At 61.6% G+C, this 17,339-nt stretch carries 14 protein-coding genes; 2 read left to right on the top strand and 12 right to left on the bottom strand.

Features of this window, described 5'->3' with window-relative positions; translation table 11 throughout:
- Window positions 1-36: 36 nt before the first annotated feature.
- The 9 genes from RHP75_RS07720 to gspE are packed head-to-tail and all read right to left on the bottom strand — an operon-like array spanning window position 37 to window position 7,400.
- A complete protein-coding gene (locus RHP75_RS07720; protein WP_311091225.1) occupies window positions 37-558 on the bottom strand; it encodes a type II secretion system protein M in 522 nt (173 codons plus the stop codon).
- On the bottom strand, window positions 555-1,691 hold the full coding sequence (gspL, locus tag RHP75_RS07715; RefSeq protein WP_311091224.1) for a type II secretion system protein GspL: 1,137 nt from the start codon (window positions 1,689-1,691) through the stop codon (window positions 555-557). Before gspL ends, RHP75_RS07720 begins: the two co-directional genes overlap by 4 nt.
- Complete coding sequence (gene gspK / locus RHP75_RS07710; protein WP_311091223.1) at window positions 1,688-2,653, bottom strand: type II secretion system minor pseudopilin GspK; 966 nt, start codon at window positions 2,651-2,653, stop codon at window positions 1,688-1,690. Before gspK ends, gspL begins: the two co-directional genes overlap by 4 nt.
- On the bottom strand, window positions 2,650-3,336 hold the full coding sequence (gene gspJ / locus RHP75_RS07705; protein WP_311091222.1) for a type II secretion system minor pseudopilin GspJ: 687 nt from the start codon (window positions 3,334-3,336) through the stop codon (window positions 2,650-2,652). The genes gspK and gspJ overlap by 4 nt, the downstream gene beginning before the upstream one ends.
- Entirely contained in the window at window positions 3,333-3,722 is a 390-nt protein-coding gene (gene gspI, locus RHP75_RS07700; RefSeq protein ID WP_311091221.1) for a type II secretion system minor pseudopilin GspI, read from the bottom strand. Before gspI ends, gspJ begins: the two co-directional genes overlap by 4 nt.
- On the bottom strand, window positions 3,719-4,261 hold the full coding sequence (gene gspH / locus RHP75_RS07695) for a type II secretion system minor pseudopilin GspH (protein ID WP_311091220.1): 543 nt from the start codon (window positions 4,259-4,261) through the stop codon (window positions 3,719-3,721). Before gspH ends, gspI begins: the two co-directional genes overlap by 4 nt.
- Before the next feature lie 5 nt (window positions 4,262-4,266).
- A complete protein-coding gene (gene gspG, locus RHP75_RS07690) occupies window positions 4,267-4,653 on the bottom strand; it encodes a type II secretion system major pseudopilin GspG (protein WP_311091887.1) in 387 nt (128 codons plus the stop codon).
- 42 nt (window positions 4,654-4,695) lie between these two features.
- Entirely contained in the window at window positions 4,696-5,913 is a 1,218-nt protein-coding gene (xcpS, locus tag RHP75_RS07685) for a GspF family T2SS innner membrane protein variant XcpS (RefSeq protein ID WP_311091219.1), read from the bottom strand.
- Window positions 5,913-7,400 (bottom strand): type II secretion system ATPase GspE, encoded by a 1,488-nt coding sequence (gene gspE / locus RHP75_RS07680; protein WP_311091218.1) that lies wholly within the window; start codon window positions 7,398-7,400, stop codon window positions 5,913-5,915. Before gspE ends, xcpS begins: the two co-directional genes overlap by 1 nt.
- A gap of 325 nt (window positions 7,401-7,725) precedes the next feature.
- On the opposite strand from gspE, the gene RHP75_RS07675 reads away from it, so the two are divergent.
- A complete protein-coding gene (locus tag RHP75_RS07675) occupies window positions 7,726-8,295 on the top strand; it encodes a type II secretion system protein N (RefSeq protein ID WP_311091217.1) in 570 nt (189 codons plus the stop codon).
- A gap of 4 nt (window positions 8,296-8,299) precedes the next feature.
- Window positions 8,300-10,255 carry a type II secretion system secretin GspD gene (gspD, locus tag RHP75_RS07670; protein ID WP_311091216.1) on the top strand — a complete coding sequence of 652 codons (1,956 nt, stop codon included), beginning with the start codon at window positions 8,300-8,302 and terminating at the stop codon, window positions 10,253-10,255.
- Between the two features lie 84 nt (window positions 10,256-10,339).
- Here the strand turns inward: gspD and RHP75_RS07665 are convergent, their stop codons facing one another.
- From RHP75_RS07665 to RHP75_RS07655, 3 genes are all read right to left on the bottom strand, one after another.
- Complete coding sequence (locus RHP75_RS07665) at window positions 10,340-13,084, bottom strand: peroxidase family protein (protein ID WP_311091215.1); 2,745 nt, start codon at window positions 13,082-13,084, stop codon at window positions 10,340-10,342.
- 137 nt (window positions 13,085-13,221) lie between these two features.
- A complete protein-coding gene (locus tag RHP75_RS07660; protein ID WP_311091214.1) occupies window positions 13,222-15,861 on the bottom strand; it encodes a LuxR C-terminal-related transcriptional regulator in 2,640 nt (879 codons plus the stop codon).
- A gap of 232 nt (window positions 15,862-16,093) precedes the next feature.
- Window positions 16,094-17,305 carry an O-succinylhomoserine sulfhydrylase gene (locus RHP75_RS07655; RefSeq protein ID WP_311091213.1) on the bottom strand — a complete coding sequence of 404 codons (1,212 nt, stop codon included), beginning with the start codon at window positions 17,303-17,305 and terminating at the stop codon, window positions 16,094-16,096.
- Window positions 17,306-17,339 lie beyond the last annotated feature (34 nt).

Raw genomic sequence — 17,339 nt, 5'->3', positions numbered from 1 at the left:
CCCTTGCCAGGTGCTATCACAGGGCACGCCGCACCATTATTGCGCTACCCGCAGACTGAGCCGAGCAGCCACCTTATTGTCTTCGGTGCGATCCAGCCCAGCTTCGGCGATTTGCACGCCCTGCTCTTGCAGCACAGTGAACCAGCGCAGCAGCTGAGCAAATGGGGCCGGCTGCAGGTTGAGCTGCACAGCGCCATCGCCGGAATTGTCCAAGCGCTCGATAGTCAGCCCCTGGGTTGCCGCCGTGGCCGTGACCATGCCTTGCAGACGCTCCGGGTCAATTGCCTGCTGCGGGGTGCTGGCCAGATTGCGCGCCGCCGGCGCCTGGCTATGCAGGTAGGCATTCAACTCGCGCTGCGTTTCAAACGCACTGCGCGCAGCGGCCAAGCGTTCCTGCACCGGTTGCCAGAGCGTCAGATAGAGCAGCACCAGCAGCAGAAAGGCCCCGAGACTGCCGAGCGAAAACTGCTCACGCGGCGCCAGAGCACGCCAGCGCTGCAGCAACAGCGAATTATCCAATTGCGCGGTAAAGCCCTTGCCTTGCGAAACCATACTCATCCTCCGATCACCACGCGCGCGCTGACGCCTGCCCCTTCCCGACTGGCCGAGCCCAGCTGCACCGCCAGGCCACTTTCCTGCAAGCGCTCACGCAGACGCTCCAACTCGGCAAAACCGGCGGCCTGCACCTGCATAGCCAGATCGCCGCGCACCTCACTGAAATCCACCTGGCTAATCTGCACTTGACCGCCTTCAGCCGCCAGTGCGCCGCTAACCTGGGCAAGCAAGCCGAGCAGACGGGTTTGTCCGCTGCCCGTGCCTGCCTGCAGATGCTGATCAAACTGCGCACGCAGGTTGACCAGCTTGCTGTCCTGCGGGAACAGCTCCTTGTACAACGCGGCGCTGGCAGCGGCGTATTCATCGGCCTGACGCTGCAAGTGCCAGCCCTGCGCCAGATTGAAACCCCACTGCAACACCAGCCACATGCCGACCAGCCCCAACAATGGCCGCCAGCGCTGCCACTGGCCGCTACTGCTTTGCACGGCGAACTCGCCCTGAGCCAGGTTGTTGCGCAGCGGTTGCTGGGCCAGCCAGACATAGGGATCGGCCAGCGCCATGCGTTCATCCACCGGTTGCGGCGCCGGGTGCTGCGGGTCACACCAGGCCACCTGCGGCTGCACACACAAGGGGCTCAGCTGCGGCCAGTCCTGAGCTTGCAAGGCCATCCGCGTGACATTCTCGCCGCCCAGCAGCCAGCGGCCGTGCAGCGGCAAGAGGGCAGTGCCCGGCCCAGGCAACAGATCGGCATCCACCACAATCGCCTGCGGCGCTGTAGGGCATAATGCCAGCCAGCCGGCCAGCCAGCTGCGGCGCACGGCAAACACCCGGTGACGGCCATCGGCTAATTGCTCGCCCAACGCCAGGTGCATCAGCTCGACCTCTTCGGCGAGCAGCTCCTCCACCGCAAACGGCAGCGCCTGACGCAACCAGCGGGCTTTGCGCGTCGGCAGATTGACCGCGCAGGCCGTTACCGCCTCAACGGGCAGGACCAGGGTCCAGCTGGCGCCAAGCTGCGTCTGCGCGTCACCAAACGCCAGGGTTTCGCTTACCCCGTCGGCCACCCACTGCACGGGTAGATCCGCCTGAGCGCCGGTACAAGCGGCGGGTGGCAGAAATACATAGGTCTGACTCATGGTTCGACTTCCTCAACGGGCGCCGGCGGCATACCGCCCTGCCCCAAATCACGGGCTAGAACATACAACTTGCCATCGCTGGCGCGCTGCAAGGTACTGCGTAAAACCTGACGGCGCTCACCCACAGTGACCTCGCTGAGCACCTGAAAATATTGACTACCCACAGCCAACCCTTGGCTCTGCACCTGCAAGCCGCTCAGCTGCGCAGTAAAGCTCGGTAAATCACGATAACCCTCACTGCCCCGTGCGGCGACCAGGCCCTGAGCAGTACTCAGCGGCAACCCTTCAGCCACGCTGGCCAGCACGCGCGCGCTGGCAGTATTGACGTTGAGCGTGGCATCCGCCGGCAAGGCGCTGACATAGGGCGATAGGCGCTGGTAGTCCGCCTCGGTCATTTCCAGCAACAGGCGCAGCTCGGAGACATCCTTCAACTCGCGATTGCCCGCACGATAAGGCGGCTGCGCCAACAGATATTGATTGTCTTCCGCACCGTAACCGCCGCTAGGCTGATCGTCAGCATCCAGCCAGTCGAGCAGGCGCTCGGCGTAAGGCGCTTCGATTTGCAGCCCAAGCAGCAGACGGCGAAATTGCGCCACGGCGGCCTCGTTGGGCTGGCCCTGACGTAGCAAACTGTTGAGGTTGAAACGCCCGCTCGGGTCGCTAATCTGCACCCGCAAGGCGCCGCCTTCATCCAAGGCAAAGGGTGCGCGCGACTTGGCCCAGGCCTCACCTGGATGATCCACCGGGGCACGCGGATCGCCCTCGCGCAGGTCGCGCTGCAGAATGGCTTTAGCCAGGGTCTCGCCGCCCAGGGCGTAATGCCAGGCCTGACGCACATGCAGCTGATTGGCGCTGCTGCGGATCGACAGCTGCTGACGGGCGATAATCCCGGCGCTGACCACAGTCACCACCGCCACCACCAGCAACACGGTGATCAGCGCCATACCACGCTGCCGACTCATAAGCGCGGCTCCTCGGGAATATCTTCACCAGAATCATCTGGACTCGGTTCAGGCGCCTGTTGCAGACGCTCCGGCAAGCCTTCGGGCAGGCGCAGCACACGGCGCAGCTCACCATAACGGCGATGCTCCAGCACCAGTTCAACGGCCTGCGGCAACAGCTTGAGTGCATCGTCCGGGTTGTTGCCCAGAGGCGGCCAACTGGTCTGCCAAGTGCCTTCCTGATCCAGATAACGCAACTGCAGTCGGGTGACCCCATCCAGCGCCTGTTGCACCTGCGGCTGGCTGTCCTGCGCCTGATCCAGCACCGTCCAGTACTGACGTTGCCACTGCTCACCACTGAGCTGCCAGCGCACCCGCTGCAAACCGGAGCGCGATTGCCCCAAGGGATTGCGCCAGCCGCTGCGGGTCAGCTCCAGAGCTGGGTTATCCAGGTCCTCACCAACCAAAGCGGCGCGCGGATCACCAAATGGATCACGCGTGGACCTGGCCTGCACCTGCAACACATCGCGCTCGAATGCGCCCATGGCGCGCACCAGCTCGCGCAGTTGCAGTTCATGGTCACGGGTGACCCTATCGGTTTGCAGCACGCTATCGAGCATGCGGTAGGTGCCCAGCCCCAGCAGCGCAAAGATGGCGATGGCGATCAGCAATTCGAGCAGGGTAAAACCGCGCGCCGCCCTCATGGCAGCACCCCGAGAAAACCGTTCAGGCTGACCACCGCGCGCTCACGTACATCGCCGCCCGAACGCCCCTGCTCTGCGGGCGCGACCCACAGGGTGACGCGGCGCATATCGGCCTCGCTGGTGGCCAGCACCTCGCTTTGCCACTGCCAGCGCCGCCCGGCGAAATCCACCTCGCCCTGGTCGCGGCCATCGGCCACCGGAGTCTTCGACAACTGCAACTCCGCCAGCTGGTTGTCGGCGATCCACATGGCCAGGGTCTTGTCTTCCAGGCGCGAGGCGGTTTGCAGGCTGCGCGCGGTGGCGGTCAGCACACTGGCAGCGACCAGCGCGAAAATAGCCAAAGCAACCAGCACCTCAAGCAGGGTAAAGCCGCCCGCGCGCCTCATCGTTTGCGCCCTGCCGGCTGCTCGCTCTCGACCTTGGGCAGCTGAAAACCATCACTGACCAATTGCAGGCGCAGCCCATCGGCGCGGCGCTCGGCTAGGCGTAAACGAAACGGGCTGATTTCCCCGCTCGACAGCAACAACAACTGTGGCGTCAGTGCACCTTTGCTGGATTTTTCGCCCTCAGGCAGCGGTAGCTCCAGCGCCGCACCTTCCAGCTCGACACTCAGCTCGGCCCAGCCCGGCAGCTTATGGGGCTTGGCCGACAAGGCCTGCCAACTCTGTTTCGCCGAGTCGTAGCGCAGCACCTGATAGGCCTCGCGACTGAGCAGCAGGCCGTACTCCTGGTTATCCAGCACCGCTTCCTCGGCCAGCACGCCAATCAATCCGGCCAGCCGTTCGGCTTCGTTATGCAACTCGCGCCCCGGACCGGCGATGCCCACGCTGAGCACCGCAATACCGATCAGGCTGCCAAGAATCACCAGCACCACCAGCAGTTCGATCAGGGTAAAGCCCCCAGCCTGGCTCGGTTGCTGGCGCATGGGAATCAGAGATCCCAGTTACCGATATCGGCATCCTGATCACTGCCGCCATCCTTGCCGTCGGCGCCCAGGGAATACAGGTCGAAAGCGCCCTTGGTGCCCGGAGCCAGGTATTGGTAGACGTTGCCCCACGGATCGACCGGCAGACGCTTGAGGTAGCCGTCGCGGTTCCAATTCTTCGGCTGCGGATTGCCGGAGGGCTTCTTCACCAGCGCTTCCAGACCCTGCTGGGTACTCGGGTAGGCATGGTTATCCAGCTTGTACATATCCAGCGCGGCCGCTACAGCCTTGATATCGCCCTTGGCCACGGTGACCTTGGCCTGATCAGGCCGGCTCATTACCTGCGGCACCACTAATGCTGCGAGGATGCCGAGGATCACCACCACCACCATGATTTCGATCAGCGTAAAACCTGATTGACGCTTGTTCACTGCTTACCCCACCAACTGATTGAGAGACAGAATCGGCAGCAGAATGGCCAGTACGATCACCAGCACCACTACCCCCATAAAGACCAGCATAAAGGGCTCGAACAGCCCCACCAGCAGCGCCACCTGGGCACCCAAATCGTTTTCCTGATTGCGCGCGGTACGCGCCAGCATCTGATCCAGCTCACCCGAGCGTTCGCCGCTGGCGATCATATGCAGCATCATCGGCGGAAATTGCCCGCTGGCCTCCAGCGCGCGGGTCAGGCTGCCGCCCTCGCGCACCTTCTGCGCGGCAATCACCACGTCAGCGCGAATCACCAGATTGGCGATCACCTGTGCGCCGATGCCCAGGGCTTCAACCAACGGCACACCGCTGCGGGTCAGAATGGCCAAGGTCGAAGCAAACCGTGCGCAGTCAGTGGCACGAATCAAGCGCCCTACCAGCGGGATGCGCAGCAAAAAACCGTGCCAGCGCGCTTTGACCGCATCATCACGCAGCGCCCAGCGCAGGGCGAACACGCCCAGGATGGCGAGAATCACCGCCAGCCAGCCCCAGCCTTTGACCCAATCGCTCAGGGCAATCAGACCGCGAGTCAGCGCCGGCAGGGTTTGCCCGGAGTCAACAAACACCCGCACCACATCCGGCACCACATAACCGAGCAGGAAGCCGACAATCAGTAGCGAGGCGCACATCAGAATCAGTGGATAAAGCAGCGCCAGTTGAATTTTCTGCCGCGATTGATGACGTTGTTCGGTGTAATCGGCCAATTGCTCCAGCACCGGGCCCAGATGGCCGGCATGCTCGCCCGCCGCGACAGTGGCGCGATACAACTCGGGGAAAGCCGAAGGGAATTCTTTCAGGCTGCTGGCCAGGTCATGACCTTCCAACACCCGCGCGCGCACGGCCAGCAGCATGCTTTGGATACGCGGCGAACTGGCCTGAGCTGCAGCTGCACGCAAGGCTTCCTCAATTGGCAGCGCAGCCTGCACCAGGGTCGCCAATTGCCGGGTGATCAACGCCAGATCGCGAGCCGAGATACCGCGAGCAAAACTGAAGTGCGAGCCTGCGCCTGCATTTTCACGGGTGCGAGTGGCTTTGACATCCAGCGGCGCCAATTGCCGTTCACGCAGTATCTGCCGCACCTGGCGCGCACTGTCAGCTTCCAGCACACCTTTCTGCTGGCGACCTTTGCCGTCGAGGGCGAGGTATTCGAACGCGGCCATTATTCTTCTCGGGTCACGCGCAGCACTTCCTCAACCGTGGTCGCCCCTTCCAGCACCTTGCGCCGGCCATCCTCACGGATGCTCGGGCCGAGGGTGCGGGCGTGACGGGTCATGTCCTGCTCGGAAGCGGCGTTGTGAATCAGGGTGCGCAAGTGGTCATCAAACACCACTAACTCGTAGATGCCGGTGCGGCCACGGTAACCCTGCTGATGGCACTCGGCGCAGCCGCGGGCGTGGTATAGGGTCGGTGGCGATGCGAACGGCACGCCGAGTAATGTGCACTCGGCTTCGTCGGCCTGATAGGCCTCTTTGCAATGCGGGCAAAGTACCCGCACCAAACGCTGGGCCAGCACGCCGAGCAAGGATGACGACAGCAGGAACGGCTCAATGCCCATGTCCACCAGACGGGTAATCGCGCCGATGGCGCTGTTGGTGTGCAGGGTCGAGAGCACCAGGTGGCCGGTCAACGAGGCCTGCACGGCGATTTCGGCGGTTTCCTTGTCGCGAATCTCGCCGACCATCACCACATCTGGGTCCTGACGCAGGATGGCGCGCAGGCCACGGGCAAAGGTCATATCGACCTTGGAGTTAACCTGGGTCTGGCCAATGCCTTCGAGGTGATATTCGATCGGGTCTTCAACGGTAAGAATATTGCGTGTGCGGTCATTCAGGCTGACCAGGCTGGCGTACAGCGTGGTGGTCTTACCGGAACCGGTAGGCCCGGTGACCAGCAGAATGCCGTGAGGCTTGCGCACCGTGGCTTCCATCTGATCGCGGTCACGCGGGCTCATGCCCAAGTGTTGCAGGTTGAGACGGCCGGCCTGCTTGTCGAGCAGACGTAACACCACGCGCTCGCCATTGGCCGAGGGCAGGGTCGAAACCCGCACGTCGACCTCGCGGCCACCGACTTTCAGGGAAATACGGCCATCCTGCGGGATGCGCTTTTCAGCGATATCCAACCGCGCCATGACCTTGATCCGCGAAACCAATAACGCCGCCAGTTCTCGCTTGGGCTCCAGCACTTCACGCAGGATACCGTCCACCCGGAAGCGCACGACTAAGCGTTTTTCGAAGGTTTCCAGGTGGATGTCCGAGGCGTTTTCTTTGATCGCTTCGCCGAGGATGGCGTTAATCAGGCGGATGATCGGCGCGTCGTCTTCCTGCTCCAGCAGGTCTTCGGTTTCCGGCACCTGCTCGGCCAATGCCGCCAGATCCAGGCTACCGCCGATATCCTCGGCCAGCTGCATGGACGCCGAATCATGCTGATAGGCCTTGGCCAGGGCCTGCTCGAAGGCCTCTGCCGACAGCGCCTGCAACGACAGCTGTGCACCGACAAAACGCTGCGCCTCGCTCAGCGCCACCAACTCGACACCCACACGATAAGCCAGGCAAGGGACACCACCCTCCACTACGAGGACCACACCGTGACGCCTGGCAAAGCTGAAAGGTAAACGCCGTGATGGCACTTCTGTAAGCAACGCATTCATCCGTAATATGCCTTAAGCACAGAAAGCTGATGATGAACCCAAGAATATCAAGCGAGGGCTCAAAAACTGGGGTTTTGCAACATAGTTGTTGTAAGTTAGCCGCAATAGAGCGAAAAACAGCGCGCTATCTTTAGCACATTGAACTGGTCTACACACTACCCCAACCAGGGGCTGCCAAATGCTTGGCAAATGTCTATGATCAGCGCGCGAACCACACCACATAATAATAAGTTACGGAGTGACGCCCCCCTTGCAGCTTACGGCTCCCCAACGCTGGCTACAGCGCCAGGCCACCTCCCTTGCTGGCATCGCGCTGATACTTGCGATGAGCGTCAGCCTGGCCTGGCAAAGCGCCGACTGGCTACGTTTGCTGCGCGCGCCAGTGGCAGCCAGCAGCAACAGCACAAGCGAAGCGCCAGTGGCAGCAGTCAATCCCGAGATCGGCCAACTGTTCGGCACCAGCAGCGCCGCCACTGATGGCCCTGCGCCCAGTACCAACCTGCGCCTTACCCTGCTCGGCAGCTTTGTCCATGCCGATCCGCAACGCTCCACTGCCATCATCCTCAGCGAAGGCAGCACTGCCCAGCGCTACAGCGTCAACAGCGAAATCAGCAGCGGCGTGCGCCTGCATTCGGTGGCCGCCGACCGCGTCGAGCTGCTGCGCAATGGCCGCCGCGAAAGCCTCAGTTTCCCACTCAATAGTTCGACCGCTGGCAGCCTGCAGAGCAACACTCAGGAGGTCATGGCCGACCCGCTTGAGCAGCTCAGCGAAATGGAATCCGATGATCTGAGCCAACTGCGTGAGCGTATGGACGCCCTGCGCCAGCAGATGCAGGACTCCGGCAGTCTGCCTGAGACTGCAGAACCCACCGAACAGCCCATGGAAGAAAACTGACACGATGACCCCGACTCTCTCGCGCCTTACCTTCGCCCTGCTGGCCGCTGGCCTCGCCTGCAGTCCGCTGCCACTGAGCGCCGCCGTCACCGCCGTCGCGCCGAGTGCCAGCCAGCAGGAAGAAAGCTGGACCATCAACCTCAAGGGCGCCGATATTCGCGAGTTTATCGACCAGGTGGCGCAGATCAGCGGGCAGACCTTTGTCGTCGATCCACGGGTCAAGGGTCAGGTCAGTGTGGTGTCCAACAGCCCGCTGACGCTGACCGAGGTTTATCAGCTGTTTCTCTCGGTAATGGCCACCCACGGCTTCAGCGTCATTACCCAAGGTGATCAGGCGCGTATCGTGCCCAACGCCGAGGCCAAGGCCGATGCGGACGCCGGGCGCAACGCACCAGACCGCCTGGAAACCCGACTGATCCAGGTGCAGCACGGCTCGGCCACCGAGTTGATTCCGCTGATCCGCCCACTGGTGCCGCAGTACGGCCACCTGGCGGCGATCAGCAGCGCCAACGCGATCATCATCAGTGACCGTACAGCCAATATTGAACGCATCGAAGACCTGCTGCGTCAGCTCGACCAGAAAGGCCAAAACGACTACAGCGTGCTCAATCTGCAACACGCCTGGGTCATGGACACCGCCGAAGTGCTGCGCAATGCCGTGGACCGTGGTCAGGCCAAGGGTGCGTCCGGCACTCAGGTGATTGCTGACGGCCGCACCAACCGCCTGATTCTGCTCGGCCCGCCGGCCGCGCGGGCCAAATTGGTGGCCCTGGCACAATCGCTGGACACCCCCACCAGCCGCTCGGCCAATACCCGAGTGATCCGCCTGCGCCATGGCGATGCCAAGAGCCTGGCGGAAACCCTCGGCGAAATTTCCGAAAAGCTCAAACCCGAAGCTGGCGGCGAAACCACCGGCAAACCGCAAACCATCCTGATCCGCGCGGATGAAAGCCTCAACGCCCTGGTGCTGCTGGCCGAACCTGACGTGGTGGCGACCCTGGAAGATATCGTGCGCCAGCTGGATGTACCGCGCGCTCAGGTGATGGTCGAGGCGGCGATTGTCGAAGTTTCCGGTGATATCAGCGACGCCCTAGGCGTGCAATGGGCCGTGGATGCCCGTGGCAGCACCGGTGGCCTGGGTGGAACCAATTTCAGCGGCACCGGGCTGTCAGTGGGCCGAGTACTGCAAGCCATTCAGGACAGCGGCAACGACAGCGGCACCGATAACAACACCCTGGCCAACCTGCCGGACGGCGCAATCATCGGCCTGGGCACTGACAGTTTTGGCGTGCTGATTACCGCCCTGTCAGCCAACAGCAAGAGCAATCTATTGTCCACACCGAGCCTGCTGACTCTGGACCACCAGAAGGCGGAAATCCTGGTCGGGCAGAACGTGCCCTTCCAGACTGGTTCCTTCACCACCAGCGCTTCGGGTGCCGATAACCCCTTCACCACCATCGAGCGCCAGGACATCGGCGTAACCCTCAAGGTCACCCCGCATATCAACGATGGCGCCAGCCTTCGCCTGGAAATCGAGCAGGAAATCTCCTCCATTGCCCCCACCAGCCAGGGCGTTAATGCCGTCGACCTGATCACCAACAAACGCTCGATCAAGAGCACCATCCTTGCCGAAAACGGCCAGGTCATCGTGCTCGGCGGGTTGATTCAGGATGACGTGACCCAAGCCGACTCCAAGGTGCCACTGCTCGGCGATATTCCGCTGGTGGGCGCCCTGTTTCGCTCGACCAAGGAAACCCGCATCAAGCGCAACTTGATGGTGTTCCTACGCCCGACCGTGATTCGCGACGCGGCCGGTATGGCGGCGTTGTCCGGGAAGAAATACAGCGATATCCGTGTGCTTGGCGATATCCGCGAGAACTACCGTCCCGGCATCCTGCCGCGCGACCCGGTACAGCTGTTTGACCTGGGCGAGCCTGAGGCTATCGATCTACGCGAGTAACCTCTCGGCCGTACACACAGGGCAGCAGAGAAATAAAAAGGCCTCGGTATCTACCGAGGCCTTTTGCTTTAGCGCGACTAACGCTTATTTGTCTTCGTTACGCTGGTGCTTGAAGAACACCCCGTTATCACCGAACGCCGAGGCGATAAAGGCCGAGGTCAGCTCCATCTCGCCAATCTTCACCGCACTGTTACGCCGTTGCGCGGCGTAGTTGCGGCTGATCGACGGAATGATCGAGGTTTTGATCTCCATCGACGTGGCGTACACGTCATAGACCTTGGTGCCGGCATTCAGAGTCAGCAGATCTGTACGGAAATCATGGGCTGTGCTGGCGAAGCGATTACGCAGCTCGGTGCGCGGCACAAAGTAAATCTGCGTCGGCGCTTTGGGTTTAGCTACTGCGGCGCCTGCCTGGGTGACTTCTGCCATGTCGTTGAGCAGCAGCAGCGTCGGCTTGAGGCTCACCGCCGAGAACAGGATGGTCGTGCCCAGGGTGTCGTTGGCTTCCGGCACCACATACTGCGACAGCTCGTTGGCGAAGAAGTTATGGTTAGCGCCCTGCCCACTCAGGGTGTAGAGCGCGGACACGTTCTCCGACGGTTTGCCATCGACAAAGGCCTTCCACGCCAAGCCTGGGGCAAAACCGCGATCAGCCGGATCACCGGTCACCGACAGACGCAGCAGGCCATTGTCGGAACCCTGGAACAGCCCGCTGTAGGGGTTGTTCGGCACCGCGACGAACTTGACCTTGGCCATTACGCCATGCGGATGGATCGGCTTCTCATAACCTGCTGGAGCCACGTCACTGCGAACCTTCACTTTGTTCCACAGAATCGAACCAATCAGCCCACCGATATTCACACGCTGCAACGCCGGCAGCTGGTCTGCCGCGTACTGGGTGCGCAGCGCGCCGTTGACCCAGAGATTTTCCTGCTTGTTGGCCCCAGGCCAGCTTTCGTAATCCGCCGGAATATTCAGCCCCCAGGGTTTGAAGGCATTTTCCACACCGGCCAGGCTGGTTTGCAGCTGCGGGTTATGCCGACGCAGCACATCCACCATGGTGGTGTGCTCGACCCAATCGATCCCTTCCGGGGTATACACCTCCGGGCGGTAATCCTTGGTGTAGAAGCGGTCAGCCATCAGTCGGCGCGAGGCGTTCATGATAAAGATCTGGAATGCCGTTTCACCGAAGGCAAAGCCCTCAGGACGCACGGTTTCCGCCAATTGGCCGACCAGGGTGTCGATCTTCTCGATGTCGTTGCTGTACAGGCGCTTGAGCTCGGCGAGAGTCGCGGCATCCTTGGTCAGATCCTCGAACTTGGTGATCGGGTTGAGGCCGATCTGCCGGCGGAACTCGTTATAGCGCGGCACGCCACGCTCACGGTCACGCAACACATCGATGGCGGCCAGGTCGATATCGCCCACCAGTGGCATCGACAGGTTACGCAGGAAGTTCGGGTAGTTGTTCAGCGTCAGCGAGCCTGGGTTGGTGATACCAAAGGAGTACCACAGGCGCTCCGGTCGCTCGTCGTTGAGCAGGTTCTCAGCGTCACGGTCGCGGGTGTTCTGCAGGGCGATGGTGCGCGCCACCTGGTTGGAGCCGATGTCATACACCTGCACGTTGTCGCGCATCAGCGGGTGCATGCGGTACACCGCGACAAACTCTTCGGTGAGGGTGAACGGCACGCCGTAGTTGTTCGGCGCAGTGGAGCCGACGATGCCGGTCAGGGCGTGATCGATGGCACTGTTACCAACGCCCGGCGCCACGTTCGGATCGAAACCGAGGATGCGTTTGACGAAGGAATCGGAGCGCGCCAGATCCGCCTGAAGCATGCGCACTTCGGCCTGGAAGTCATCACGCGGGCCGCCCTGGCCGAGCAGGCCCCACCAGTTGGAGTACATGGCGCGCTCGGTGATTGGGTTGGCGATCACCGCTGGGGTCCACTCCACTGTGTGGATCTTGGCCATCAGCGCCGAGTTGATCAGCCGCGCACGGTCGTACAGCCATTGGTCGCTCTGCGCCGGGTACTTCTGCTTGAGCTTACTGGCGATGGCGTTGTGTTCGAGGGTGAACAGCTGATGCAGCATGCTCAGGCCCAACCACCAGTTTTCGTTGAACCCGGTTACCGGTTTACCGCTGAGCAACTCAGTGGGCAAAGTACCGTTGGCGTTGACCTTGAGCTTGCCGTCGACAAACGAGCGCACCTTGTCGTTGGTTTCCTTGCTGCTGCCATACAGCTGCGAGCCGTCCCACCAGTGGGTGTTGTGGTTGCGGTAGGTCTGCGGCTTGCCGGCTTCACTGCTGCTGCGGCTCGGGTCCGGTTGAGTACGCTTGACCGACATGCTGCCACTGCCCAGCACATCGCCCGGCGGCAACGGGAACTGGATCGGATCAGCATCGGCATTCGGGCCGTGATCGAACCAGTCGTGCACCATAAATTGAATCCAGGCGGCGGCAATAAAGTTCAGGCTCGGTGCCGGTTTGAACTCCTCGCGCGCCATCAGGCTGTTACTCACTTCACGCGGGTTGGGGCTGAGTAAGGTGGTGGTTTCACCCTGGGTCACCGCCGGATTGACGTTGCGGCCAAAGCGCCGATACACCGAACCCTCGGCCGGGTTGCTGAGAATGTTGCAGGTGCCATCCTCGGTGCGGGCCGCCAGGCTGCGTGCATCGCAAGTGATGTTGGCGTTGTAGCCGGCATAATTTTCGACATCGAAGAGGTTGTTCTCGAACAACGCCTGGCGTTCAACCGCCAGCACCAGTAGCCCGGAGACTACGCCCAACGTTCCCAGCTTGGTCAAAGCTGGCCAAGTGACCCATACCGACATGGCTATTGCTCCCGTTTTATTGTTGTAGGGACAAGGCGGCTACTGACATAGCAGCGCAGGATCAAGCCTATCGACGGGTATGGCGCAACGCCCCCTTCCAGCGGAGGGGCTATGGCCAATCAGTTATGCAGAGAGATCTAGCTGAGCGGGGCGCGCGGCCGTACGGCGAGAATCGCCTCGGTGCGGCTGGAGACGTTGAGCTTGGAGTAGATGTTTTTCAGGTGCCATTTGGTGGTGGACAAGGCAATACCAGTCTTGTCGCTGATCTGGGTGTTCGACAGGCCGCTAAGCAGACACTCGAACACGTCCACCTCACGCCCGGTCAGCAGACCACTGGCCAGCGCATCAAGCGGCGGCGCAGTCTGAATGCCCTGGAGAAACTCTGCATAGTGCTCACGGTAGTTGTCCGGTACCACCAATAAACCGGACTGCGCCAGATCCAGCACACCGGCGGCAAAACCTGGCGCTTCATCGAACACCGAGCGGTTGATATTGACGATGCCATAGGTCTCGACCAGACCGCCCAGCGCCGCCAACTGCTGGTTCTTGCTCTGCCGGGACGCCGCCAGCACCAGGCGGTTGGCTTCGACGATCAACAGCCGCGCACGCATCTCGCTTTGCCGCAACGAGGCCGCCAGCACCTTGAGAATCCGCTCGGCCTGCGCCGGTGCACCGCGTGCCTGCAACCAGTACACGCACGCCAAACCCTGGCGTTCCCAACTTTCGTCATAGGCGCGCACGCGCTCCCACTCCCCAGCCTGCAACCGCACCGGCAGATCGTAACGCTGAGCCACGACGTCCATGGCGGCACTCTTACCGCTCAGGTAGGCCTGGCGCATGCTTTCCTGGGCCACCTGGCTGACAAAACGCGCGTAGTTGCCCAATTGCAGGATGCACGACAACTGGTCGAGCAAACGGCTGGCACGCGCCGTCTGCTGCTGACGATGCAGCAACCGCGACAAGGTGATGTAGACCGTGGCAATCGCCTCGGTGGCCGAAGATGAATTGACCATCGCCATCAGCTCGTCACACAGCTGCTGCGCCTCAACCAGCTGATTCTGCTCATACAGCACCACCACCATGGCCGTGGCGCGATTGACCCAGGCCGGAGACATAGAATCGGTACTTTGGTAGTCCAGACACACCTGCTTACGCGCATGGGTGGCCCGCCCGGCATTGCGGTGGCAGAGCGCGATAATCAGATCGGTGTAACTTTCCAGAAAGCTGTGCCCACATTGCGCGAGCAACTGCTTGGACTCGCTGGCAAAACGAATCGCATCCTGCAGGCGCGCCGCCAATAGATGCTGATAAGCAATCACCGCCAGGGTGCAAGCGCGAATTTCCAGGTCCTGCCCCGCACCCAGCAAGTCGCGCCAGGCCGGCGGCGGCACAAAGTCCTTGTCCTGCTCGAACAAGCCCAGCAACAGGGCAAGAAACTGCCGCGTTGCCGGCTCCAGATTTACGCCTGGCATGGTGTGTTCAAGAGTATCGAGCAACTCAAGGTAGTAATGCGCCTGGTGAAAACGCCGCGACAGTGATAGCGCCGCAATCAACCAGCCGAGCAACTTGGGTTGCGCCAGCAGCTGCGTCTCCGGCAGCGGTTCAAGCCAACGCAGAATGTCGCCAAACTGCCCACTGCGCACCCATGACGCGCAGCAGTGCTCCAACAGGCCAAGGAAGACGTTTTGATCGCTACAGTGCCGGGCATGCTGCAACGCCTGCTCATACTCGCCCAGGCTCAGGTAATAGTCGGCAGCACGGCTGTGCAGCTGATCCAGGCACGCGTATTCCTCGACCTGCAGACGACGACAGAGAAAATCCTGCAACAGGGCGTGAAAACGAAACCAGCCGGGCTGATTGTCCACCGGCAGCAAGAACAGTTGGCGTTCAGCCAACTCCTCAAGCAGCAACGCCGAGCCATTACGCTGCATCACATAGTCGCAAAGCGCACCGTCAAATCGTTCAAACAGGCCGCAACAGAGCAGAAACTCGCGTAGGCCCGGCGGCAACTGACGCAGCACCACATGGCCGAAATAATCGACGATTTCTGGCTGGCTGCCGTTAAAGCGCTGCAGCGCCTGAGTACCGAAGCGCGCATAGGCCAGCAGGGCAATCTTAACCCCCGCCACCCAGCCTTCGGTCATGCTCAGCAGACTGTCGACATACGCCTGACTGAGCGCCTGACCACCCAGGTGGGTATTGAGCTGCTGCACCTGCTCAACTGACAAACGTAGGTCATGCTGATCAATACACAGCAGGCGGTTTTCCAACTTCAGCTGGCTCAGGGCAAAGCCTGGGTGGTTACGGCTGGCGATGATCAGATGAACATGGCCTGGCAGCTTCTCCAGCAGCGCCGCCATCACCTCGAGAATGCTGCGCGACTCGATCCACTGAAAATCATCCAGCACGATAAACAGCGGGCCCTCGACTCGCGCCAGGGCATCCGCGAGCAGCTCACCCAATAGCTGCGGTGACAGGCTGGAAGCCACCGCCAGTGGGTTGAACCAGGACGTATCAAAATCGCCTACCTGAGCGCGGATGCTGTCAGCCAGGCGGCGGAAAAAACACAGCGGGTCGTTGTCCCGCGCTTGCAGCGGGTAATGCACCACCGCGGCAGCGCAACGGCCGCGCCAGTGTTGCAACAGCGTCGACTTTCCCGAGCCGGCCGGGGCCAGCAGCAAAGTCAGGGCAAAATCTTCACTGCGCGCCAACAGGTTCAGCAGGCTCTGGCGGAGCACACCATTGGCAGGCAACACGCATGGCTGAAGTCGGTCCATCAGGCAGACCCTATTCTTATTATTCTTCGCACGGTCAGACGCCGCACTTGGCGATAGATGCTAGCGCCTGTGCACCTTCAGACTTTGAAGTGCGTCATGTTTTACCCGCCGCTAGCCAAAGGATTGCCCACAGCCCTGCGCGCCCGAGAATTTGGCGATAAAACGGAATGCATCTGGGGAGAAATGAAGCGGCCTGGCGGGCCGGAAAGGCCCGCCAGATGAGGAAAACGACTTAGAGCGCGGCCAGGCCGCGAGCCAGATCGGCTTGCAGATCAGCCAAATCTTCCAGACCCACCGCAACACGGATCAGGTTATCGCGAATACCGGCGTTAGCACGCTCAGCAGGACTCAAACGACCGTGCGAGGTGGTCGCGGGATGGGCGATGGTGGTCTTGGTGTCACCGAGGTTGGTGGTGATCGAGATCACCCGCGTGGCATCGATAAAACGCCAGGCCGCCTCTTTACCGCCCTTGACCTCGAAGCTGACCACGGCACCGAAGGCACTCTGCTGACGCTTGGCCAGCTCATGCTGCGGATGACTGGGCAAACCGGCGTAGTAGACATGCTCAATGCCGGGCTGTTGCTGCAGCCACTGCGCCAATTGCAGCGCGCTGGCGCAATGCGCCTGCATACGGATGCGCAGGGTTTCCAAGCCTTTGAGGAAGATCCAGGCATTAAACGGGCTGAGTGTCGGCCCGGCGGTGCGCAGAAAGCCCACCACTTCAGTCATTAGTTTGGCCGAGCCTGCGACCACACCGCCCATGCTGCGGCCCTGGCCGTCGATGTATTTGGTCGCCGAATGCATCACCACATCTGCACCGAGCTTGAGCGGCTGTTGCAGGGCTGGGGTGCAGAAGCAGTTGTCCACCGCCAGCAGTGCGCCTTTGCTGTGGGCGATATCCACCAATGCGGCGATATCCACCAGTTCAGCCAACGGATTGGACGGCGACTCGACAAACAGCAGCTTGGTGTTGGGCTTGAATGCAGCGGCCCAGCCATCAAGATCAGCCAGCGGCACGTAGTCAACCTGCACGCCGAAGCGCTTGAGGTACTTCTCGAACAGGCTGATGGTCGAACCGAATACGCTGCGCGACACCAGTACGTGGTCGCCGGCGCTGCACAGACTCATGACAATGGCCAGAATCGCCGACATGCCGGATGAGGTCGCAACCGCCTGCTCGGCACCTTCCAGAGCGGCGATGCGCTCTTCGAAAGCACGCACAGTCGGGTTGGTGTAGCGCGAATAGACATTGCCCGGCACTTCGCCAGCAAAACGCGCAGCAGCATCGGCCGCGGTGCGGAATACGTAGCTGGAGGTCGGGTAGATCGCCTCGCTGTGCTCACCTTCCGGCGAGCGATGCTGACCAGCGCGCACCGCCAGGGTATCGAAGCCGACGCCGTCGAGATCGCTGTCCAGACGCCCGGCTTGCCATTCAATCGTCATTGCCAATTTCCTCAACCGGCCCACCGTAGGGGGC

The organism is Pseudomonas sp. SG20056, assembly GCF_031764535.1.
Lineage (GTDB): Bacteria > Pseudomonadota > Gammaproteobacteria > Pseudomonadales > Pseudomonadaceae > Aquipseudomonas.
This window is presented reverse-complemented; position numbering and strand designations above follow the sequence as displayed.

What these genes read in the sequence shown, in the direction of transcription:
- RHP75_RS07720 (WP_311091225.1), bottom strand. Translation starts at nt 558, where the DNA reads ATGAGTATGGTTTCGCAAGGCAAGGGCTTTACCGCGCAATTGGATAAT.
- gspL (WP_311091224.1), bottom strand. Translation starts at nt 1,691, where the DNA reads ATGAGTCAGACCTATGTATTTCTGCCACCCGCCGCTTGTACCGGCGCT.
- gspK (WP_311091223.1), bottom strand. Translation starts at nt 2,653, where the DNA reads ATGAGTCGGCAGCGTGGTATGGCGCTGATCACCGTGTTGCTGGTGGTG.
- gspJ (WP_311091222.1), bottom strand. Translation starts at nt 3,336, where the DNA reads ATGAGGGCGGCGCGCGGTTTTACCCTGCTCGAATTGCTGATCGCCATC.
- gspI (WP_311091221.1), bottom strand. Translation starts at nt 3,722, where the DNA reads ATGAGGCGCGCGGGCGGCTTTACCCTGCTTGAGGTGCTGGTTGCTTTG.
- gspH (WP_311091220.1), bottom strand. Translation starts at nt 4,261, where the DNA reads ATGCGCCAGCAACCGAGCCAGGCTGGGGGCTTTACCCTGATCGAACTG.
- gspG (WP_311091887.1), bottom strand. Translation starts at nt 4,653, where the DNA reads ATGGTGGTGGTGGTGATCCTCGGCATCCTCGCAGCATTAGTGGTGCCG.
- xcpS (WP_311091219.1), bottom strand. Translation starts at nt 5,913, where the DNA reads ATGGCCGCGTTCGAATACCTCGCCCTCGACGGCAAAGGTCGCCAGCAG.
- gspE (WP_311091218.1), bottom strand. Translation starts at nt 7,400, where the DNA reads ATGAATGCGTTGCTTACAGAAGTGCCATCACGGCGTTTACCTTTCAGC.
- RHP75_RS07675 (WP_311091217.1), top strand. Translation starts at nt 7,726, where the DNA reads ATGAGCGTCAGCCTGGCCTGGCAAAGCGCCGACTGGCTACGTTTGCTG.
- gspD (WP_311091216.1), top strand. Translation starts at nt 8,300, where the DNA reads ATGACCCCGACTCTCTCGCGCCTTACCTTCGCCCTGCTGGCCGCTGGC.
- RHP75_RS07665 (WP_311091215.1), bottom strand. Translation starts at nt 13,084, where the DNA reads ATGTCGGTATGGGTCACTTGGCCAGCTTTGACCAAGCTGGGAACGTTG.
- RHP75_RS07660 (WP_311091214.1), bottom strand. Translation starts at nt 15,861, where the DNA reads ATGGACCGACTTCAGCCATGCGTGTTGCCTGCCAATGGTGTGCTCCGC.
- RHP75_RS07655 (WP_311091213.1), bottom strand. Translation starts at nt 17,305, where the DNA reads ATGACGATTGAATGGCAAGCCGGGCGTCTGGACAGCGATCTCGACGGC.